Here is a 20,772-nt window from a genome sequence, read left to right on the forward strand (position 1 = left end):
TCTTATAAACTAATTTCTAGTATTTTTCTAATATCATCAAGATATATGTCTTGTCTTTCACCTAATGGTAAAAAAGAATTCATCTGAATATTTTCAACTATTTTATTAATGTCATCTTGGCCAAGATTATAATCTTTTAAGCTAATACCTAAATTCATTTGTTTAAAGAAACTTTGTGTTTTCTCAATCGCTAATTCTATTTTTTGCTGTTTAGTCAAACCTCTATCAACATTCCAAACATTTTCAGCATATTGCACCAATTTATCTGCTTTTTGAGCTTTTTTATATTTTATAATTGCAATAAAAATTACAGCTAATGTTTGACCATGATCCATATTGTATAAAGCTGTTAAAGAATGTCCAATTTCATGAGATGCCCAGTCTTGAGCAACACCAACACCAATCAAACCATTTAAAGCCATTGTTGCTGAGAACATAATATTAGCTCGCACATCATAGTCTTCTGGGTTCTCTAAAGCTTTAGGACCATTATTAATTAAAGTTCTTAAAATCGTTTCTGCAAAACCATCTTGTAAATCAGCATTTTGTGGAAATGTCATATATTGCTCCATAACATGTACAAAAGCATCAATCACACCATTTGAAATTTGCTTTTTAGGCAATGTATATGTAACTACTGGATCTAATATTGAAAATTTAGGAAATACCAATTCATTTAAAAATGCTTTTTTCTCTCCTGTTGTTCTCTTAGAAATTACAGCTGCAAGATTCATTTCTGAACCTGTTGCAGCAATTGTTAAAATAGTACCAAAAGGCATAACCTTCTTAATTGGAGATGCTTTAGCTAATATATCCCATGGCTCACCCTCAAAGTATACTGCTGCTGATATAAACTTAACAGCGTCTATAACAGATGCTCCACCAACAGCTAGAATAAAATTAATATCATGCTCTTTGATATATGAAACGACTTTCATACAAGTATTATAATCGGGATTAGGTTCAATTCCACCAAACTCAAAAATACTATATCCAGCTAATGCTTCTAAAGTTTGTTGATAAACTCCATATTTTTTGAAACTCTCTCCACCATAAACTATCAAAACTTTTGATTTCTTATCAATTACAGTTTTTAGCTTTGATATTTCACCTTCACCAAAAAATATACGTGTAGGATTATAAAGCATAAAATTATTCATATTTGTTCCTTAAATTATTTAACTGTTGAATTCTTATCCAAGAAATCAATTTTATCGACAATTATACTGTTAATTTCTAACTTTCTGAATACTACATTAATATATTACTAATTTACCTATTTTACTCCAAATTTATCATGATTATATGCTATCAATATCTCACGTTATAAACATATTAATAACTTTATATAAATAAATTTAATATCAATCTAATTTTAACCTATCATATCATTACCTTTCCACCTTTTAGATGAATTGAAATTAACTCCTATTAAATCAAGAGCTCTAATAATAGTATATTCAAGAAGTTCTTCGATTGATTGAGGCTTTATATACAAAGATGGTACAGGAGGCATAATAATTCCTCCAGCAAGAGTTACTTTTCTCATATTCTCTATATGTACTAAGCTTAGAGGAGTTTCTCTTGCTAAAAGAACTAATGGTTTTCTTTCTTTTAACATTACATCTGCCGTGCGAGATATCAGATTATTCGCAATACCATTTGCAATTTCAGCTAATGTTTTCATAGAGCATGGAACTATAAGCATACCTAATGATCTATATGATCCACTAGAAAGACATGATGCTAAATTATTTACATTATTTACATGTGTTGCTAATGCTTTTACTTCACTTAAAGTGTATTCAGTTTCCATCGAGCGAGTAAGTTCAGATGTTTTTGATAAAATTAAGTGTGTTTCTATGTTATGCTGTTTTAGTAGTTTTAAAGCTATCACACCATATTGATATCCACTTGCCCCTGTTATTGCTATAATAATTTTTCTAGATTTCATCATAATTAAACTTATATATAGTCAACTTTATTTAAATCTTTAGGTAGTGAACGCTTAAATGCATCCTTATGATCTTTAATTGGACCATTGAATGGTATAGTTGCATATATTCCCCACTTATCCATAGTTACCAAATTTAATGGTGATGGATATATCAATACATCTTTACCTGCTGTTGTCCTTGTAACTATAGCCCAATTAACTTCATCACAATTATATATATCAATATCGTCATCAACTACTACTACTTTTGTTATAATAGCTATTGTTGTTACAGCATGAATAATTCTTTTCGCGGTACCCATATCAGAATTTTTTATTGAAACGACAGCATATTCTCCATGCATTACATTAGCTGCGACAAAGTCATCTTTACACTTTAGTTGTGATATAACTATATTACGTATAGCCATAGTGGTGAAATATTTACAAAGAGACCTATCTTCAGCTTCTCCAAAAGCTGTTGTCATTGCTAGATAAATAGGTTTTTTCCTATGAGTAATAGCTTTTATTTTAAAAGTATATCCTACTAATTTCGTAGAACTATTATCATTAGTATATTGGCTTTCTAAGAGAACGTAATTAGCTCTTTCTGTTCCCCATTTACCTTGAAGTACTCTATCCTTAGTAACTATACCCTCTATTATTACCTCTGAATCTGCGGGAACATCTAAATCTAAAGTTTCACACTTTATAACATTTACAGGCTTACCTTTTATTCCACCAGCAAGCTCTAAGCAGCCTACACCTTTTTTATTAGGAAACTGACTTGTAATATATATCTCTGGATCAACACTTATGGCAATAGCAACTTCAGTGTCTTTGTTGTTACGTTCATTTTCATATATTAAACGAGAGAAATTACTATATTGAGAAGTATATATCCCCATAGTATTAGAATCTAATACCTCAACTCTCTTTATAGTTCCTTTATTGACGTTATTATCATTGTCTTTTGTAAAAATAATACCTGAGTGATGATATGAGTTTTCATCATCTTCACAATATGTTAAAAATGGAATAGTCAATAAGTTAACATCATCATTTCTCATTATTATATCTTTAACAGAGCTGGAATCTACTTTATTAGTTTTTATAGATTTATTACTTATATCTAAATAAGCATTAAGTAAATTATCTTCTTTGGTATTGAGGGCTAATGCAAGTAAAGAGTCTGTTGCAAAAACTCCCCCAGCAACACTCCAATCAGGGAAGTTTTCTATTGAGTTAAATAAAGTAGCATAACCACTATCCTTTGTTGAAGCTTTATAAATACCTGCAGATATTTCATTGTCTATATTCAACTTTTTAGAAACAGTTATTAATTTATTATTTTCTTTTAATTTTTCGATGTGTTCTCTAAAACTACTCATATATGATCTCTCTTAATTTTTAAATTAAATTTTTGAATTAAAATATTTATAGGCAAAGAAAAATGACTCTTAAACTAAGATTTAATTTTTAAAAAAATTTAGTTATTACATTAATCAATGCATTAAGAAAGACTTATTAGGGAATAAAAAGACTCTTTTTTCTCATTGGTTTAAGAGTTTTACAGAAATAGTACATTAATTGTTCCTCTTTCTTTTGCGAATCACTTTTCCATAAAAATATGAAAATTACCAAATTAAATTCTAAATATGAATTAGATTCTTATTCCTATTGATCAAAATCTGGGAATAATCTTTTCATTCTTCTAATCCAACTATCATATATAGCATCATAACTATGCTCATTACTTGAATTTGATAAATGATCTATCACAATATCTCGCTCTGCAGGAACTGCTTTTACTATAGCATCTGATACTTGTATTACACCATCAACTCCACCACCGGATAAAGCCTTTATTTGCTCTGTGCATGCTTTTTCATAGTTGTACATAATAAAAAAAGCTTCTTCTATAGATTTTCCAACAAATAATGAGCCATGGTTTCTTAGAACTAGTATTTTGTTATCACCAAGATTTTCTACCATTCTTTTAGGTTCTTCTGTACTAACTACGACACCTTCATAGTCATGATATGCAATATCATTATAAAAAAGTAAACCATCTTGAGATAGTGGTAAAAAACCACATTTTTGAGCTGATACAGCTACTCCATCCGTTGTATGCAAATGAAGAGCGCAATTTATATTAGGTTTACTAAACAAAACTCCAGAGTGTATATTCCATCCTGCTTCGTTAAGACCATAACCATTATCTATAACTATTTCTTTCTTAGAATTAACCTTTACTAAACTAGAAGCTGTTATTTCATCAAAAGCAAGACCAAATGGATTAAGTAAAATAGCATCTTCATTAGGAACTCTTGCTGAGATATGAGCAAATATTGATTGTTCATATCCTAAATAATATACAGCCCTATAGGCAGCCGCTAGTTTTACTCTTACTTCCCATTCTTTTGCAGAAACAACTTCTTTGACACAAATAAAATTATTTTTCATAAAAAATATACCCTTAACTTTAAAATTTATAAATTGATTTAATTAAAAATTAACTAATATAAAAATTTAATAACTCTTTAAGGGATAAAAAGACTCTTTTTTCTAAGAGGCTTCCTTGAATTATAAAAATAATACATTTGCACCTCCTCTAATCTTTATAGTATGCTGACAACTTAATATAAATACTTTCATAAAAACATACAAAAGTCAATAGATAAACTTAATATTAATAAAATAATTAATTACTAAATTTTTCTATCATCTTAAGCACAACATAAATTATTGCACTGATTATTGCTGATATAAAACATACTTTAATAGCTATAGGAAATAGATGAATAAAAATAGTAATAATAGTTACTATGATTAAAACCCCTACAAATATTGATAAAAATTTATCCATTTTAAACAACCCCTTATTTTATAATAACTTTTGCAAATTTACGTTTACCAACTTGGAAAACATTTTCTGTACCTTTACCAAAAATAGCTTTGTTATCATCAGCCTTTTCACCATCAATTTTAACAGCTCCCTGCTTAATCATACGGATAGCTTCTGACGTACTCGCTACCAATCCTGCCTCTTTTAACAAGTTTGCTATTGGCAACTCTTGATTTAATTCTACAACATTTATGTCATCAGGTATCTGATTTTTTTGGAATCTTTGGATAAAATCCTGATGAGCACTTTCAGCATCTTCTTTAGAGTGGAATCTCTCAATTAGCTCTTTTGCCAACTCTATTTTAATGTCACGTGGGTTAGTACCATTCGCAACATCTTGCTTCAAGTTAGCTATAGTATCTAAAGATTTAAAACTAAGTAACTCGTAATATCTCCACATCAGTTCATCTGAAATTGACATTACTTTACCAAACATATCATTAGGAGTCTCTTCAATACCTATATAGTTTTGGCTGGATTTTGACATCTTTTTGACACCATCTAAACCTTCAAGAAGTGGCATCGTTATGATAACTTGTGGTTCCTGACCTTGTTGTTTTTGTAGCTCTCTACCCATCAACAAGTTAAATTTCTGATCTGTGCCACCAAGCTCGATATCAGCATTCATAGCTACAGAATCATAGCCTTGTACTAATGGATATAAAAACTCATGTATTGAGATAGACTGACCACCTTTATATCTTTTTGAGAAATCATCTCTTTCAAGCATTCTAGCAACTGTTGATTTAGATGCTAGTTTAATCATATCACTCGCAGACATTTTATCAAACCAATCGCCATTACGACGAATGACAGTTTTTTCTTTATCTAAGATTTTAAAAACTTGTTTAGTATATGTTTCAGCATTTGCAGCAACTTCTTCTGCAGTCAATGGAGGTCTTGTCGCATTTTTACCAGTAGGATCGCCTATCTGAGCTGTGAAATCACCTATCAAAAAGTGAATTTCATGTCCTAAGTCTTGTAATTGTTTTAATTTGTTAATAACAACTGTATGACCAAGATGGATATCAGGAGCTGTTGGATCACAGCCAAATTTGATTACTAAAGGTCTATTTTTTTCTAGTTTTTTAACTAATTCTTCTTCGATTAGGACTTCATCAGCCCCTCTTTTGATTATTTCTAAAGTCTGTTGTATAGTCGACATTATATTTTGTATATAAAAATTTCTTTCAATAAAGCAAAATTATAGCACAAAACTCTTTTATAGAACCAATAAAACCTTATACTTACTACAAAGTAAAAACATTTAATATCCTATGCATATATATATATCACAAAGCAATGATATTTATTTCAATTTAGCTTTTGAAAACTGGTTGTTTCTAGAAAAACTTCATCATGAAAAGATTTTATTTTTATGGCAAAACTCTCCATGTGTTGTTATTGGTAGAGCTCAAAACCCTTGGCTTGAGTGTAACCTTGAAGCAATGAATAACGATAATATACCAATGGTTCGCCGTCAAAGTGGTGGTGGAACTGTTTATCATGACTATGGTAATCTTAACTACACTATCATTAGTACAAAAAAAGAGCATGACATCAAAGCAAACCTTGACCTAGTATGCAATACTGTCAAAAAACTAGGTATAGATGTATATGCCAATGAAAGAAATGATATTGTTGTTGATCATAATGGTCATACCTACAAAGTATCAGGCAGTGCTTTTCGAGAGAAAAAAGATCGTGCTTTCCATCATGGTACACTGCTCATCAATGCTAATACAAAAAAACTCTATGACTACCTTCATCAACCAATAGATAAATCTTTAGATACAAAAGGAGTGAAATCTCATCGCTCAAAAGTAATCAATCTATCTGAAATAAAACACGATATACAAACTCAAGATCTCACAAGATCTTTTATTAAAGGCTTCAGAAGTATTGATTTAAGCTTAATTAATGAAGAAACGCCATTAGAAAATAGAGAGCTTATAGACAAAGAAATAGAAACATTAAAAGAATGGAAATGGCGCTTTGGAAAAACTCTACCATTTACTAAAACATACACAAAAGGTAGTGAACAAATCAAAATCAAGATTGATGCTGGTATTGTTACAGAGATTAATAATGTTTATAAAAATACAAATTTAGCTGATAGAAATATCCGTTTTGAAAATAACTATGATTTTGATTTTTTTAAGAAAATTCTTACAGAATAAATTTTATTTAGAGTTTGTTGAGAAGAATGTTGCGACACTAATTGCAAAAATAAAAGGCAAAATAAAAGCATCAACTACTGTCACGACAATATTTTGAATAGACATTTCTAATGAACTCGTCTCTAAGCCAAAATTTTTCAATAAATATATTAACCCAAAAGTTACTAATGGTTTAATTATCATAAGAGCTAATATTGTAATAGCTATTCTAAACATGTAAAAAAAATTACTTCTTATTATACTAAAATTGTTAGATATAGACTCAAAAACACCCTTTTGTGCCAATAATACAGCAGGCATAACTGTCAAGAAGAATAATATTCCTAGAAAGATGCCTATATATTGTAAAAACATCGTAAACAGTGTCATAGCAATCATCGAAAGCAAAAACGCTCCTAGAAACACGAATATCCTTTTTGAAAATATCTGTAGAGCTATTTTTAACGCATCTGATACTTTTATTTCATGCTTAACCACAATACCTTGCAATATTATTATCATCGCATAAACAAATACAGTAGCTACGACAATCAATAAAAATATACTCGCTAGTATATTTCCTGATGGTAATTGTGAAATATCAGCCTCGTTACCACTTTGGATATAATCTGCCATGCCGTGCTTCATTAGATATACAAAACAAAACTCAGATATAAATGACAGCATAAAAGCTAATACAAAAGTTATTTTAAAAGCTCTTTTGTATATATTTGTAGCTATTGAAATAGTTTCTCTAAAATTTAAATTATTCATCATAATACTCTAGTAAAAAATAAAACAAGCTAAAATATAACATAAAATTTACTATTTTTGTCTCAGAAAAACCAATAAGCTCTTTAAAGCTGAAAAAAATATAATAAATTGCTTGTAAAATTTTATATCAATACCATTTAGTAATATTACATAGATTATTTTAACAAACCTAATAAAGGATTTGATTATGGAAGCAATGAAAGGAACTACCATCCTATGCGTTAGAAAAGGTGATAAAGTAGTAATCGGTGGCGATGGTCAAGCTACACTAGGACATACAATAGCAAAAGAAAATATCATAAAAGTTAGAAAATTAAATGGCGGTAAAGTTCTGACAGGCTTCGCAGGTTCTACTGCAGATGCATTCACACTATTCGAAAAATTTGAGCAAAAATTAGAATTTTATCAGGGGAATCTTGAAAGAGCTGCAGTTGAAATGGTACGTGAATGGCGTTTAGATAGAATGCTGAGTAAGTTAGAAGCTATGATTATAGTTGCGGATGAGAAACTATCTCTTCTAATATCTGGTGCTGGAGATGTTATGGCTGCTGATAAGAATGATATTATTTCTATTGGTTCTGGATCAACTTATGCTCGATCTGCAGCAACAGCACTTGTAGAAAACACAGATCTCTCTGCCGAAGAAATAGTTAGAAAAAGTCTTACAATAGCTGCAGACACTTGTATATACACAAATCATAATTTCACTATAGAAAGTTTAGACAACAAAAAAGGATAGTTATACGATGACACAAGTAATGACTCCAAAAACAATTGTACATGAATTAGAAAGACATATTATAGGTCAAAATGATGCTAAAAAAGCAGTTGCTATCGCTCTACGTAATAGATGGCGTAGAATGCAGCTTGATGACGAGATGCGTCAAGAAGTAACTCCTAAAAACATCCTAATGATAGGACCTACTGGTGTAGGTAAAACAGAGATTGCTCGTAGACTAGCAAAATTAGCAGATGCGCCTTTTATCAAAGTTGAAGCTACTAAATTTACAGAGGTTGGTTATGTAGGTAAAGATGTTGAGTCTATAATCCGCGATCTAGTAGAAACTGCTGTTAAAATGAAGCGTGAAGAAGCTAAGCAAAAAGTTACAGAAAAAGCAGCTGTATTAGCAGAAGACAGAATATTAGATGTTCTTATACCTCCTGCTAGAGCTTCTGAGTCAAAAGTTGGCTTTGCAAATGAGCCTGCTGAAGATGCTCACTCTAAAAAAGAAAAAGAAAATAAAACTCGTGAGATTTTCAGAAAAAAAATCCAAAATGGCGAGTTAAATGATAAAGAGATTGAGATCGAAGTATCTGTAGCCCCTAAAAGTATAGGCGTAATGGGTCCTCCAGGCATGGAAGATATGACAAATCAGCTTCAAGATCTGTTCTCTAGTTTAAGTAGCGATAAGAAAAAAACAAAGAAAATGAGAATCAAAGATGCTATTAAACTGGTCAAAGATGAAGAAGCTGCAAAACTTATCAATGAAGAAGATATTAAGGCTAGAGCTCTTGAGTCTGTTGAGCAAAACGGTATCGTATTCTTAGATGAAATTGATAAAGTCTGTAAAAAATCTGGAACCTCTGGTGCTGATGTATCTAGAGAAGGTGTTCAGCGTGACTTACTACCATTAGTAGAAGGCTCTACTGTCTCGACTAAATACGGTATGATAAAGACTGATCATATCCTGTTTATAGCATCAGGTGCATTCCATGTTGCTAAACCATCTGACTTAATCCCAGAGCTTCAAGGTAGATTACCAATCAGAGTAGAGCTAAAATCTCTTGAAATAGAAGACTTTGTTAGAATACTAAAAGAGCCTGATTGTTCTATACTTAAGCAATATATTGCCCTGATGAAAACTGAGGGTGTAGAACTAAGCTTTGAAGAAGATGCTATCAGAAAGATTGCTGAAATTTCTTTTCAAGTAAACGAAGAAGTTGAAAATATAGGTGCTAGAAGACTTCATACGGTTATGGAAAGACTTTTAGAAGAAATTTCTTTTGATGCTCCAGACTTAGAAAATAAATCTATAAATATAACCACAGATTACATAGATGAAAAACTAAGTGGATTAGTCAAAAATAAAAATTTAAGTCAGTACATTCTATAATCCTTTATCAAATTTGCTATTTTAGCTACTCTTTAGAAAAAAACATCTATAAAATCAATTTTATTATCTACGTTAATTCTAATAATTTAATGGGTGTTACTCTAATTAAAAAAGCCTCTAGACTACTATTAATAACACAGCTATTTTCAACAGTAAGTTTTGCTGTTCTTTACTCAACATTAGTTTTATTTATGACTCAAGCTTTAGGATTCACAGTTACAAAAGCAAGTGCTGTAATGGGTGTTTTTGTTGCCTTTAACTATGGTTTACATATTCTAGGTGGCTATATTGGTGGTCGATTAATTAGCTATAGAGTTTTATTTTTGATAGGTATGATCCTACAGATAATCGCTTGTATATTTTTATCGTTCCCAAGCACTGAACATCTATATATAGCTCTAGCTCTATTTCTAACTGGATGTGGTCTAAATGTCCCTTGTATCAACATGATGTTAACTCAGCAATTCGAAAATGATGATACTTCTCGCGAAACTGCGTTCTTTTGGAACTATGCCGGAATGAATGTCGGTTTTTTCATTGGTTTTACAGTTGCAGGTATATATCAAGCAGAACATAGTTATAATATACTTTTTCTTATTACCACTATTACAAACATAATCGCTTTTTTACTTGTAATTACTAGCTGGAAAACTGTAGCGGATAGAACTACACCTCTTGTCAGAAAAATTAAAAACTCAGGAACAAAAATCTTATACAAAAATAGTATATATACAGTCATTCTAATTTTCATGACTATAGTCATTTTAGTTGTAGCTTTACAATATCCTCTTAATACAAACTATATTGCACTAGCTATTGGAATCTCTCTATTAGCAATGTTTATACCTATAGCAAGATCACAAGATACTAAAGAACAAAAAGAAAAAGTATATGCTTATATTGTTTTAGCAACTTTTGGATTAGTCTTTTGGTCTGCTTATCAGCTTGCCCCAATGGCTCTAACAGTATTTACAGAAGCCAATATTGACAAGCATATTTTTGGCTTCACAATTCAGACCCAGTGGTTTCAAAATGTAAATACTATAGTAATAGCCGTGGGCGGTGTGCTATTACCTAGCCTTCTTATAATTATTCGTCGAAAATTTATATTCTCATTCCCTATGCAGTTTTGTTTTAGCATCCTACTTGTAGGAATTGGCTTTTTAATGCTAGTGATAGGAATTTTATCAGCGAACAAACTTGGACAAACAGCTGCTATATGGTTAATTTTAAGTTATGTATTTCAGTCCATAGGAGAGCTTTTAATATCCCCGACAGGATATGCTATGATCGGTAAGCTTGCCAGTCCTCGACTACAAGGCTTAATGATGGGATCTTGGATGGTTGTTACAGGAAGTACATCTGGAGTTATAGCAAGTTTACTATCAATATTAGTTGCTTCACCAGATATCAATGCTACACCACTGGAAACAAATCATAATTATCTAACTCTATTTGCGGGCTTAGCTATCATTGCTGGTATAGCAGCATTTATCATGTATGTACTAATACCTAGAATTAGAAGACTTGCTCACATATAGTTATATATTCACTGTATTTTCAACAAACCATACATTATAATCTAATTATCCTTTTAGTTATTTTAATATCATCAATCTGTGACTATTAAAGAAAAGTATTCTAAATATATCCCTCTTTTTATATCTGTAACAATGACCCTAAATGGTTTTATTACCATTTTAGCAGTTGCTGTGCCAGTAATTAACAAAATATTCTCTGTCAATTTCGATGCAAACATTCCTTCAGATCTATACGATTTCGGTATGAAGTACAATACCGGATTAGGAATATTTTTACCCCTGATCTTAGGGTACTTGATGATAATCATAGCCCGTGGTATTTATAATCGTAAAAGAACTTTTTGGTTTTTAGCTGTTATCTTTATTAGCTTGTCAATTATTGGAGATTATGTCCAAGATAAACATATATCTTATGATGTTGCATTTTTTACTCATGTTTTAGAAATTTTGTTACTCATATATTTTAGAAAAACATTTGATAAGAAAAACTCTAATAAAATAACCTTCTACCAGTTCGTATTACTCATTTCATTTTTCTTAGCAATTGGATATAGTGTTACTGGACTATACTATCTAAAAGATGAATTTGATGGCATTAAGAATATTTCTGACGCGGTATATTTCACAATAGTTACATTTAGTACAGTTGGATATGGAGACATACACCCTCTAACAGAAGAAGCCAAGCTTTTCACCGTATCTATTATGATTATGGGGATAGGATTATTTGCAACTATTATCACGGTAATGGCTGGTAGTGTTATTAATAGAATCACAGAAAAGTTTAAACAAAAAGATGGAGCTGCTTTAATGAAGGACCATATTGTAATTTGTGGATATACAGAAATTACTAAATGCTTAATAAAAGATTATTTTAAATCACATGTTGATAATATTATTGTTATTGAAAAAAATTATCATCAGAAATTTATTAATGCTGATGTAGAACAAGAAAAACATTTTATAGACGCCGAATCATATGATTATGATGCACTTAAAAAAGCTAGTATAACTAAAGCTAAAAGTATATTTATACTCAATGAAAAAGATTCAGATAATATTTTAACACTTCTTTCAATCAAGGAAGTTTTAAAAACATCAGAACAACCAACAAATAATATAAAAATATCTATCAAACTTGACAAAGATGAGAGCATTAATATTGCAAACAATATCGGCGTAGATCAAATTGTATCTCCAACTAAGAAAATTGCTGAAATGCTAATAAAATATGAATAATTTCATCAAAAATAATTAACATAGCTTTAGACTATGTTATCATTTCGAGAATATATGTACCAATTTTTCCAAAAAATATATTGTGGAGTAAAACCATGGAATATAATTACGACATTATCATTATAGGTAGTGGTCCTGGTGGCGAAGGTGCTGCCATGAAAGCGACTAGAAATGGTCAAAAAGTAGCAATCATCGAAGATGATGCCATTGGTGGTGGTTGTAATAACTGGGGAACAATTCCGAGTAAAACTCTTAGACAACTATCACGTGAAGTTTGGTATAACAAAAAAAACTTTGATTTCCCTGATATGCTAGATAATGCATTTGAAGTAGTTCTAAAACAAAGAGAAATTAAAAAGAATCGTTTTGCAAATAATGAAATTGACGTATTTTATGGTTTTGCAAGTTTTTTAGATAAAAATAAAATTAAAATTTCACGTAAAAATGGTTCTACAGAAATCATAACGGCAAAAAACTTTATATTAGCTACAGGCTCACGCCCTTATCAGCCTGATGATATTGACTTTACTCATCCTAGAATTCTCGATTCTGACAAGCTTTTGGAGTTAAAAGATAAAGACATAAAATCTATTACAATATATGGTGCAGGGGTAATTGGTTGTGAGTATGCTTCTATACTAGGAACTCTTGATATCCAAGTAAATCTTATCAATACAAGAGGCAAATTAATGTCATTCCTTGATAATGAAATTATTGAAACTCTAACAAACCATTTTACAGTAAACCAAAAAATTAATTTGATGCATAATGAAACTTATAAAAGTATCAAAGCCAAAGGTGATAAAGTAATTACCACCTTAAACTCAGGCAGAATTATAGAGTCTGACTATGTATTATTCGCTCTTGGGCGTGCCGGTAATACCAATGGTCTAAACTTAGATAAAATAGCGGTTGAATACAATCCCCAAAGAGGTTTAGTAAATGTAAATGATAACTACCAAACCACCCAACCTAATATATATGCTGTTGGTGATGTTATTGGTTTCCCTTCGCTTGCTTCATCTGCTTTTAACCAAGGTAGATTTGCCGCTACTCATATCATCGATGGCTCATGTAATGATAAGTTAGTTGAAGATATCCCTACAGGTATTTATACTCGTCCAGAAATAAGTTGTATTGGTAAAACAGAAGAACAACTGAAAGCTGAAAAAATTAATTATGAAGTTGGAAAAGCATATTTCAAAGACCTAGCCCGCGCTCAAATCTCAGGCAGTGAAACAGGTATGCTAAAAATTCTTTTTCATCAGGACACTTTTGAAATTCTTGGCATTCATTCCTTTGGTCATAGAGTATCTGAGATTATCCATATTGGTCAAGCAATTAAATCTATGCCAGGTAAACACAATAGCATCAAGTATTTTTTAAATACAACTTTTAACTACCCTACTATGGCTGAAGCATATCGTATCGCAGCTATTGATGGAGTTAATAACCGCAAACTACACTTAAAAGAAAAAGAAGAGGCAGCTGCTGAAGCTAAATAAGAATGTTCATTGATTTTTATGTAATTTTTCTATTTATATTTCTTTTTGGCGCAGCTATCGGCAGTTTTCTAAACGTTCTTATATATAGAGTACCTAATAAAATATTTTCTGATGAGAAAATCATAGCTCGAGAAATACTTGAATTACCCAAGCAAGAATCTGGTCAAAATTTTAGCCTAACAGCGCCCTCAAGATGTCCAAAGTGTAAAAATAAACTCAAGTATCGTCATAATATACCTATTTTAGGTTGGTTTATTCTAAAAGGTAAATGTTATTTTTGTAAAGAAAGTATCTCTTTTGAATATCCTTTAATAGAGTTTATTACAGCTGTAGTATTTATAACTATATTTTATATATTTGGGCTTACTATTCAAGCAGTAGCTCTCGCTGGTCTAAGTACATTTTTTATTCCTTTATTTTTTATAGATGCAAAATATCAGATACTTCCAGATTCACTTACTCTTCCATTAGTATGGATCGGTATTATTCTTAACTGTTATAATGTATTTACTACACTAGATCAGTCAGTCTGGGGAGCAATTATTGGATATCTATCACTATGGAGTGTATTTTGGATATACAAAATTCTCACTGGTAAAGAAGGATTTGGCCACGGAGATTTTAAGCTACTAGCTGCAATTGGTGCATGGTTTGGATATCCAATGCTTCTTTATACAATATTTGCTAGCTGCATATTTGGAATTTTAATTGCTATAGGTATAAATCTTATCGCAAAACGTACAAACGTAATACCTTTTGGTCCAGCTATCATTTTAGCGACATTTTTTTACCTACTAACTAAAGATAATCTTTATATATGGTATAATCACGTTATGCTTATTCAATATTAGACGTGTTAAATGCAAAAGAAATCTTTCGCAGTCCTTTCGGTATTTATATTATTTTTATTGGTGATTATATACTTCTTTAGTACTGCAAATCTTAGTAAATCATCTTTTAATAATCAACAAGGTCTATATCTTGTCAAACAAGCGTTCCCTCAATATAAAATAATAAAAACTTTTGACACAGGTATACATCTACAAGCCTACATCCTTGAAGATAAAAAGGATCCAACTAAACGAACAGTAACTTTCACAAGTGAAGATGGCGATGTCATCGTTAATGGAGAGCTTTTAGCATGGGATAGAAATCAAAACAAGCTAACAAGTCTAAATCAAATATATGCTAACTACTTCACATCATCCCCACAAGCGAGTGATCTTTATTTAGATATAAAGAAATATGCTACATATATTCAACAAGGTAGCAACGATGCTCCACATAAGTTTTATGCAATCATTGATCCTAATTGTCGTTACTGTGCAAGCCTATTTGATGCCTCTCAGCCTGCTATCAAATCTGGTGACTTGGCAGTCCGTTGGATCCCTATAGGTAGTTTACAAAATAGTCCTGATGTTGTTAGAAGTATTTTCAACTCAAAGGATCCTCTTCAAGCGTTGATAGAATATCACAATACTAAAAAGTACGATGAAATCTTAACAAAACCGAATGAAAAAGCTGAAAACAATATGAGATTATCTTCGGATATAAATGGCTTCCCAACTATTATATACAAAACTCCAGAAGGCGCTCTTAAAATATCAGGAGGAAATAAACTCCCACTTACTGAAGCAAAAATTGCTGAGAAAGATAATATCAAAAAAGTTAATGAATTCTTATTACTAACATCCAATAGTTTCTAACTCTAGATATGAATAAAATAATAATTTTAATACTTACTATATTTATCTCAAGCATTGGTTTCTCTGCTAGTGCTACAAACATTGAAATATCTAATCATCTACATAATTTAGAAAAACAATACGGTGGTAAAATAGGTATCTACACAATTAATAGGAATGATAATAGTAGTTTTTCGCATAACCAAAGCTTCTATTTCCCGATTTGTAGTACTTATAAATTTCTTGTTGTTGGTGCTATACTCAAACAGAGTATGACTGATAACAACTTACTCAGTGAAGAAGTAAAAATCTCAGCGAATCAAATTATTGGTTACTCACCAGTGACAAAAAAACATCTAAATCAAACAATGACAGTGAGTGAACTTTGCAAAGCAGCTATTCAAAGTGATAATACTGCGACAAACCTGTTGATAGAAAAACTAGGTGGTTTAAATAATCTTAATAAATTTATACTCTCATTACATGATCATGCAACAAAAATAGCTGGCTTAGAACCTATAGCTAATCAAGTTAGTCTTACAACCAACCAAAATAAAACTACTCCAAAAGTAATAGCTAAAGATATTAACAAGCTCGCTTTTAGTAATAGTATTCTTGACAAAAAGCATAGACTCTTATTTAAGAAATGGCTTTTAGAGAGTGACTCTGGTAATAATCGTATAGCTGCAGAAATTCCTGACAAATGGGAAATTGGTAATAAAACTGGTACTTGCGCTTATGGGTCCACAAATGATGTTGCTATTATTTGGCCTGATGATGATAAAGCTATAATTATGGCTATTTTTTATACTCAATCACAAAAAGATGCTAAACCAAATAGTAAAATCATAAGAGAAGTAACTAAAATACTTTTGGATAAATTAGAACAACAAAACACGAACAAAGATGCCTAAAATAAAAATGATTGTCGGCCTAGGAAATATAGGCAAAGAATATGAAAATACACGCCATAATGTTGGAGAGTGGTTTATATCGAAGATTGCTAAAGACAATAATGAAAACTTTAGTCTAAATTCTAAACTTAATTGCAATATTGCTAAAATAAATATCAATTACAATAACATAGTATTGGTATTTCCAACAACATTTATGAACAATAGTGGCTTAGCTGTTAGTAAAGTTGCTAATTTCTATAAAATTGAGCCTGAAGAAATACTAGTAGTACATGATGAATTAGATATAGATTCTGGAGAAATTCGTCTAAAAAAAGGTGGTGGACACGGTGGTCATAATGGCTTAAGAAGTATCCATCAACATCTTGGGACAAATGATTATTTACGCCTAAGAATTGGTATCGGACATCCTGGACATAAATCAAAAGTATCAAATTATGTACTATCAAATCCTTCTGTAGCTCAGAAAAATGATATTGATAATGCTATTGATAATGGTATATGTGTTTTAGATGATATAATAAACTACAAATTAGAGCCTGCAATGCAGAGGCTTCATACAAAATAATATTATAAGGAATAAAATAATGGGATTTAAATGTGGTATCGTAGGTTTACCAAATGTTGGTAAATCAACTCTATTTAATGCTCTTACTGAGGCTGGTATTGAAGCAGCTAACTACCCTTTTTGTACGATTGATCCAAATGTAGGGATCGTTTCTGTTCCAGATCAAAGACTTAACGAGTTGGCAAAAATTGTTAAGCCAGAAAGAATACTTCCTACAACTATGGAGTTTGTTGACATTGCTGGTCTTGTTGCAGGTGCAAGCAAAGGTGAAGGTCTTGGAAATAAATTCCTAGCAAATATTCGTGAAACAGATGCTATTGCACATGTAGTCAGATGTTTTGAGGATGATAATATTATTCATGTAAGTGGAAAAGTTGATCCTATTGATGATATTAACACTATCAATATGGAACTGATATTAGCTGACATTGAATCTTGTGATAAAGCAGTTCAAAGATTCGCTAAAATGAAAAAATCTGGTGATAAAGAAGCTCTAGCTAAAGCAGATTTTTATACCAAACTAAAAGAGCATTTAGAATCAGAAAAACCTGCTAGAACATTTGAGTTAACAGATGATGAAGCTAAGTGGCTTAAGCAAACTCCTCTACTAACTAGCAAACCTGTATTGTACATTGCTAATGTTACTGAAGATGGTTTTGAGAACAATCCTTTATTAGATAGAGTTATAGAATATGCTAAAGCTGAAAATTCAAATGTTGTTCCTGTTTGTGCTGCTATGGAGCAAGAAATCTCTCAGCTTGAGCCAGATGAGAAGCTAGAATTTTTAGCTGATATGGGACTTACTGAGACTGGTCTTGATAGAGTTATCAAAGCTGGCTATGCTCTTTTGAACCTTCATACATATCTCACTGCAGGTGTTAAAGAAGTCCGAGCTTGGACAATCCCTGTAGGTGCTACAGCGCCCCAAGCGGCAGGTGTAATTCACACTGACTTTGAGAGAGGATTTATCAGAGCTGAAGTTATCTCATATGATGATTATATTCAGTACAGTGGCGAGAAAGGTGCAAAAGAAGCAGGCAAAGCTCGTCTAGAAGGAAAAGAATATATCATGAAAGATGGTGATGTTGTAAACTTCAGATTTAATGTATAGCCAAATCTAAAATGTTCAAGAATATAATTCATAACTGTCTAATTTGGTTATCAGTCATTGGTATAGTTGGTTGTAATACTTCTTTTACCTATCCAAATTATGAACCTAGCGGAACATACTATAATCCAGACTATGACAAAGATGATCTGATTCATGGTTACTTTCAGCAAAGTGTTGAACAGATGGAAACTAGTCCATATACATATCAAGGTCAGTACTATGAAGAAACTGGCTTTACTCAACCAAGTCCTTTTATGCAGAATATAAACTGGAATAGAATGAATGTATAAATTATGATTTAAAATATGCAAACACTTAAACTATTTATATTTACGCTACTTATTTATAACTTCAAGTTAAGTCATTGCTTAAATAATGAAAATATTAACGGTTACTTTATAGAAAAAAATATCAAGTTTAAACATCATCTTTTAAAAGAAGAGTATGATTATATTGATGATAAAAATACCATATCTAATACTAAGGATTGTTGTAAGCTGTCATGTGGGAATAATAAACCATGAAGTTACAAACAATATTGAAATTGGTTTAGCTCCATATGGTCCTGTATTTAAAGCTATATTTTAGTTCTTTTAAAGAATACTAATTTTAATCGAAACAATTTTATTATCTCTAATATTAGTTATTTCAAGTAAAGTATTATTATATTTAATACAACAAGGTCCCTGTGGTAAGTTCTCAATTTCTTCTATTATAAGGCCTGACAAAGTTTTAGCATCTTCACTTTCAAACTCTATCCCTATGTGACGATTTATTTCTCTTAGCGTTGCACCGCCACCTATTAGATAACTATTTTCATCAAGTTTGCGAATATTATTATTCATATCAAATCTATCAGAGAATTCCCCAACAATTTCTTCCATAATATCTTCTATTGTAACTGTGCCACAGACATCACCATATTCATCAACCACAATAGCAAATCGTTTACTTTTGTATTGAAAATTAACCAACTGAGTCTGTAAAGAAACTGTTTCTGGTATGAAATACGCTTCATGAGCAATTTTACGTAAACTTGCTTTTGTTATTTGTGATCTCTTAGTTGATATAAGTAAATTTGTTATCTCTTTAAGCTTTATAACTCCAATAACATTATTAACTCCATTCTCACATAAAATAATATTCAAAGATCTCATTTTTGCTATTCTAGCTAAAATCTTATCTACAGAATTACTCAGATCTATATATTCTATTTTATTAAAATGTGTCATAACTTCTTGCACTAAAACTTTATCAAGTTCTAATACACCTATTAACATATTTTTATTTTTAGCACCAAGTTTTGCATTTGACTCATTTACAACGGTCTGTATTTCTTCCTTATCTAAAGACTCATTATTTACAAGCTCAATCTTTATACCAAAAAGTTTTAAAGTTATTTTTGAAACCATACTAAGAAAAACCACTGCAGGATATAGCAATATCATTATTACCTTTAGAGGTAATGAAAATGGAAAAGCTAATCTTTGTGGATAGACTGCTGCAAAAGACTTTGGAATTATCTCTCCAAATACTAAAACTAAAATTGTGACAACTATTGTTGCTATCAATAAACCAATATCACCAAAATGATCTTCTGAGTACGATGATATAACTGTACCAGCAAATATATTTGCAAACGTATTACCTATAAGTATCGCAACCAACAATCTCTCAGGATTACGAACTAAAGATAAACTTCTTTTTGCTGCTCGATGATTTTTTTTTGCTAAATGTTTAAGTTTATATTTATTCAAAGCCATCATAGCTGTTTCTGAGCTCGAAAAAAAAGCTGAAATGCAAATAAGAATAAATAAAATAATAACTACAGTATAAGTACTCATTCAATAAATAATAATGAAAATAACGTGAAGCGTTATTTTAACATAAGAACTATAATAATAAAAAATATAATCAGAAATGATTTGTTTGAGAGAAGTGATTATACTCTCATGAAGTCAGCGTGAACAAGCTTAACTTTATATGGATGTCTTTGTAGTGCTTTGATGATTACTTTTTCTTCTTGACCATCAATCTCTAAAGTAATTTCACTTGAGAAGAATGCTTTGTCTTCTGTAGAGTGTAAAATTTTATCGTGATCTAATACTATAGATACTGCTTCCTTGTCACCACCATATATAACAGCTGGGATTTTACCCGCTCTTCTTAGACGGCGGCTCGCACCAGATCCTAAATCTTCTCTTTTAACTGCTTTCAAAATAAAATTTGCCATTGTTAAATTTCCTTTATTTTTGTTTAAACTGAACGTATTAATCTATGCGACCCTAGATTAACCGTGCCATTATAGTCAGCTATGA

At 30.9% G+C, this 20,772-nt stretch carries 21 protein-coding genes; 13 read left to right on the forward strand and 8 right to left on the reverse strand.

Annotated features, from left to right (window positions below; genetic code table 11):
* Nucleotides 1-2: 2 nt before the first annotated feature.
* From ACKTR7_RS01810 to tyrS, 5 genes are all read right to left on the reverse strand, one after another.
* Nucleotides 3-1,160 carry an iron-containing alcohol dehydrogenase gene (locus ACKTR7_RS01810; protein WP_407876761.1) on the reverse strand — a complete coding sequence of 386 codons (1,158 nt, stop codon included), beginning with the start codon at nucleotides 1,158-1,160 and terminating at the stop codon, nucleotides 3-5.
* Nucleotides 1,161-1,375: 215 nt separating this feature from the next.
* Nucleotides 1,376-1,954 (reverse strand): UbiX family flavin prenyltransferase, encoded by a 579-nt coding sequence (locus ACKTR7_RS01815; RefSeq protein ID WP_407876762.1) that lies wholly within the window; start codon nucleotides 1,952-1,954, stop codon nucleotides 1,376-1,378.
* A gap of 11 nt (nucleotides 1,955-1,965) precedes the next feature.
* Nucleotides 1,966-3,327 (reverse strand): UbiD family decarboxylase domain-containing protein, encoded by a 1,362-nt coding sequence (locus ACKTR7_RS01820; RefSeq protein WP_407876763.1) that lies wholly within the window; start codon nucleotides 3,325-3,327, stop codon nucleotides 1,966-1,968.
* 286 nt (nucleotides 3,328-3,613) lie between these two features.
* The gene (locus ACKTR7_RS01825; RefSeq protein ID WP_407876764.1) at nucleotides 3,614-4,402 is read right to left on the reverse strand and encodes a class II aldolase/adducin family protein; all 789 of its coding nucleotides are present in this window, start codon (nucleotides 4,400-4,402) and stop codon (nucleotides 3,614-3,616) included.
* A gap of 416 nt (nucleotides 4,403-4,818) precedes the next feature.
* The gene (gene tyrS / locus ACKTR7_RS01830) at nucleotides 4,819-6,009 is read right to left on the reverse strand and encodes a tyrosine--tRNA ligase (RefSeq protein ID WP_407876765.1); all 1,191 of its coding nucleotides are present in this window, start codon (nucleotides 6,007-6,009) and stop codon (nucleotides 4,819-4,821) included.
* Between the two features lie 112 nt (nucleotides 6,010-6,121).
* Here tyrS and ACKTR7_RS01835 point away from each other — a divergent pair, with 112 nt between their 5' ends.
* Nucleotides 6,122-7,024 (forward strand): lipoate--protein ligase, encoded by a 903-nt coding sequence (locus ACKTR7_RS01835; RefSeq protein ID WP_407876766.1) that lies wholly within the window; start codon nucleotides 6,122-6,124, stop codon nucleotides 7,022-7,024.
* Nucleotides 7,025-7,027: 3 nt separating this feature from the next.
* On the opposite strand, the gene ACKTR7_RS01840 is transcribed toward ACKTR7_RS01835, so the two are convergent.
* Nucleotides 7,028-7,777 carry a hypothetical protein gene (locus ACKTR7_RS01840; RefSeq protein ID WP_407876767.1) on the reverse strand — a complete coding sequence of 250 codons (750 nt, stop codon included), beginning with the start codon at nucleotides 7,775-7,777 and terminating at the stop codon, nucleotides 7,028-7,030.
* Between the two features lie 187 nt (nucleotides 7,778-7,964).
* Here ACKTR7_RS01840 and hslV point away from each other — a divergent pair, with 187 nt between their 5' ends.
* The 12 genes from hslV to ACKTR7_RS01900 all read left to right on the forward strand — a co-directional run bounded on the left by hslV (nucleotide 7,965) and on the right by ACKTR7_RS01900 (nucleotide 18,978).
* Nucleotides 7,965-8,516, forward strand: coding sequence for an ATP-dependent protease subunit HslV (gene hslV, locus ACKTR7_RS01845; protein ID WP_159184029.1), 552 nt, complete (start codon nucleotides 7,965-7,967; stop codon nucleotides 8,514-8,516).
* Nucleotides 8,517-8,523: 7 nt separating this feature from the next.
* Nucleotides 8,524-9,891, forward strand: coding sequence for an ATP-dependent protease ATPase subunit HslU (hslU, locus tag ACKTR7_RS01850; protein ID WP_407876768.1), 1,368 nt, complete (start codon nucleotides 8,524-8,526; stop codon nucleotides 9,889-9,891).
* An 89-nt stretch (nucleotides 9,892-9,980) separates the two neighbouring features.
* A complete protein-coding gene (locus tag ACKTR7_RS01855; RefSeq protein WP_407876769.1) occupies nucleotides 9,981-11,432 on the forward strand; it encodes a peptide MFS transporter in 1,452 nt (483 codons plus the stop codon).
* Between the two features lie 78 nt (nucleotides 11,433-11,510).
* The gene (locus ACKTR7_RS01860; RefSeq protein WP_407876770.1) at nucleotides 11,511-12,671 is read left to right on the forward strand and encodes an ion channel; all 1,161 of its coding nucleotides are present in this window, start codon (nucleotides 11,511-11,513) and stop codon (nucleotides 12,669-12,671) included.
* Nucleotides 12,672-12,766: 95 nt separating this feature from the next.
* The gene (gene sthA, locus ACKTR7_RS01865) at nucleotides 12,767-14,176 is read left to right on the forward strand and encodes a Si-specific NAD(P)(+) transhydrogenase (protein WP_407876771.1); all 1,410 of its coding nucleotides are present in this window, start codon (nucleotides 12,767-12,769) and stop codon (nucleotides 14,174-14,176) included.
* A gap of 2 nt (nucleotides 14,177-14,178) precedes the next feature.
* On the forward strand, nucleotides 14,179-15,027 hold the full coding sequence (locus ACKTR7_RS01870; RefSeq protein WP_407876772.1) for a prepilin peptidase: 849 nt from the start codon (nucleotides 14,179-14,181) through the stop codon (nucleotides 15,025-15,027).
* Between the two features lie 9 nt (nucleotides 15,028-15,036).
* Nucleotides 15,037-15,882 (forward strand): DsbC family protein, encoded by an 846-nt coding sequence (locus ACKTR7_RS01875; RefSeq protein WP_407876773.1) that lies wholly within the window; start codon nucleotides 15,037-15,039, stop codon nucleotides 15,880-15,882.
* A gap of 8 nt (nucleotides 15,883-15,890) precedes the next feature.
* The gene (gene bla / locus ACKTR7_RS01880) at nucleotides 15,891-16,775 is read left to right on the forward strand and encodes a class A beta-lactamase (RefSeq protein ID WP_407876774.1); all 885 of its coding nucleotides are present in this window, start codon (nucleotides 15,891-15,893) and stop codon (nucleotides 16,773-16,775) included.
* Nucleotides 16,768-17,343 carry an aminoacyl-tRNA hydrolase gene (gene pth / locus ACKTR7_RS01885; protein ID WP_407876775.1) on the forward strand — a complete coding sequence of 192 codons (576 nt, stop codon included), beginning with the start codon at nucleotides 16,768-16,770 and terminating at the stop codon, nucleotides 17,341-17,343. The genes bla and pth overlap by 8 nt, the downstream gene beginning before the upstream one ends.
* 19 nt (nucleotides 17,344-17,362) lie before the next feature.
* Nucleotides 17,363-18,454, forward strand: a complete 1,092-nt coding sequence (gene ychF, locus ACKTR7_RS01890) for a redox-regulated ATPase YchF (RefSeq protein ID WP_407876776.1) — start codon at nucleotides 17,363-17,365, stop codon at nucleotides 18,452-18,454.
* 11 nt (nucleotides 18,455-18,465) lie between these two features.
* Nucleotides 18,466-18,744, forward strand: coding sequence for a hypothetical protein (locus tag ACKTR7_RS01895; protein ID WP_407876777.1), 279 nt, complete (start codon nucleotides 18,466-18,468; stop codon nucleotides 18,742-18,744).
* 15 nt (nucleotides 18,745-18,759) lie between these two features.
* Nucleotides 18,760-18,978, forward strand: a complete 219-nt coding sequence (locus ACKTR7_RS01900; protein ID WP_407876778.1) for a hypothetical protein — start codon at nucleotides 18,760-18,762, stop codon at nucleotides 18,976-18,978.
* A 69-nt stretch (nucleotides 18,979-19,047) separates the two neighbouring features.
* On the opposite strand, the gene ACKTR7_RS01905 is transcribed toward ACKTR7_RS01900, so the two are convergent.
* Both ACKTR7_RS01905 and rplY read right to left on the reverse strand, forming a co-directional pair.
* Complete coding sequence (locus ACKTR7_RS01905; protein ID WP_407876779.1) at nucleotides 19,048-20,298, reverse strand: HlyC/CorC family transporter; 1,251 nt, start codon at nucleotides 20,296-20,298, stop codon at nucleotides 19,048-19,050.
* A gap of 98 nt (nucleotides 20,299-20,396) precedes the next feature.
* Nucleotides 20,397-20,687: a 50S ribosomal protein L25 gene (gene rplY, locus ACKTR7_RS01910; RefSeq protein ID WP_407876780.1), complete on the reverse strand. Its 291-nt coding sequence runs from the start codon at nucleotides 20,685-20,687 to the stop codon at nucleotides 20,397-20,399.
* Between the last annotated feature and the right edge of the window lie 85 nt (nucleotides 20,688-20,772).

Source organism: Francisella sciaenopsi (assembly GCF_045862875.1).
GTDB classification, from domain to species: Bacteria; Pseudomonadota; Gammaproteobacteria; order Francisellales; family Francisellaceae; genus Francisella; species Francisella sciaenopsi.

Excerpts from the sequence above, each read along its gene's own strand:
- ACKTR7_RS01810 (WP_407876761.1), bottom strand. The coding sequence starts at position 1,160 with ATGAATAATTTTATGCTTTATAATCCTACACGTATATTTTTTGGTGAA.
- ACKTR7_RS01870 (WP_407876772.1), top strand. The coding sequence starts at position 14,179 with ATGTTCATTGATTTTTATGTAATTTTTCTATTTATATTTCTTTTTGGC.
- pth (WP_407876775.1), top strand. The coding sequence starts at position 16,768 with ATGCCTAAAATAAAAATGATTGTCGGCCTAGGAAATATAGGCAAAGAA.
- bla (WP_407876774.1), top strand. The coding sequence starts at position 15,891 with ATGAATAAAATAATAATTTTAATACTTACTATATTTATCTCAAGCATT.
- ychF (WP_407876776.1), top strand. The coding sequence starts at position 17,363 with ATGGGATTTAAATGTGGTATCGTAGGTTTACCAAATGTTGGTAAATCA.
- ACKTR7_RS01900 (WP_407876778.1), top strand. The coding sequence starts at position 18,760 with ATGCAAACACTTAAACTATTTATATTTACGCTACTTATTTATAACTTC.
- ACKTR7_RS01875 (WP_407876773.1), top strand. The coding sequence starts at position 15,037 with ATGCAAAAGAAATCTTTCGCAGTCCTTTCGGTATTTATATTATTTTTA.
- rplY (WP_407876780.1), bottom strand. The coding sequence starts at position 20,687 with ATGGCAAATTTTATTTTGAAAGCAGTTAAAAGAGAAGATTTAGGATCT.
- tyrS (WP_407876765.1), bottom strand. The coding sequence starts at position 6,009 with ATGTCGACTATACAACAGACTTTAGAAATAATCAAAAGAGGGGCTGAT.
- ACKTR7_RS01855 (WP_407876769.1), top strand. The coding sequence starts at position 9,981 with ATGGGTGTTACTCTAATTAAAAAAGCCTCTAGACTACTATTAATAACA.
- ACKTR7_RS01905 (WP_407876779.1), bottom strand. The coding sequence starts at position 20,298 with ATGAGTACTTATACTGTAGTTATTATTTTATTTATTCTTATTTGCATT.
- sthA (WP_407876771.1), top strand. The coding sequence starts at position 12,767 with ATGGAATATAATTACGACATTATCATTATAGGTAGTGGTCCTGGTGGC.
- ACKTR7_RS01815 (WP_407876762.1), bottom strand. The coding sequence starts at position 1,954 with ATGAAATCTAGAAAAATTATTATAGCAATAACAGGGGCAAGTGGATAT.
- ACKTR7_RS01825 (WP_407876764.1), bottom strand. The coding sequence starts at position 4,402 with ATGAAAAATAATTTTATTTGTGTCAAAGAAGTTGTTTCTGCAAAAGAA.
- ACKTR7_RS01895 (WP_407876777.1), top strand. The coding sequence starts at position 18,466 with ATGTTCAAGAATATAATTCATAACTGTCTAATTTGGTTATCAGTCATT.
- hslV (WP_159184029.1), top strand. The coding sequence starts at position 7,965 with ATGGAAGCAATGAAAGGAACTACCATCCTATGCGTTAGAAAAGGTGAT.
- ACKTR7_RS01840 (WP_407876767.1), bottom strand. The coding sequence starts at position 7,777 with ATGAATAATTTAAATTTTAGAGAAACTATTTCAATAGCTACAAATATA.
- ACKTR7_RS01835 (WP_407876766.1), top strand. The coding sequence starts at position 6,122 with ATGCATATATATATATCACAAAGCAATGATATTTATTTCAATTTAGCT.
- hslU (WP_407876768.1), top strand. The coding sequence starts at position 8,524 with ATGACACAAGTAATGACTCCAAAAACAATTGTACATGAATTAGAAAGA.
- ACKTR7_RS01820 (WP_407876763.1), bottom strand. The coding sequence starts at position 3,327 with ATGAGTAGTTTTAGAGAACACATCGAAAAATTAAAAGAAAATAATAAA.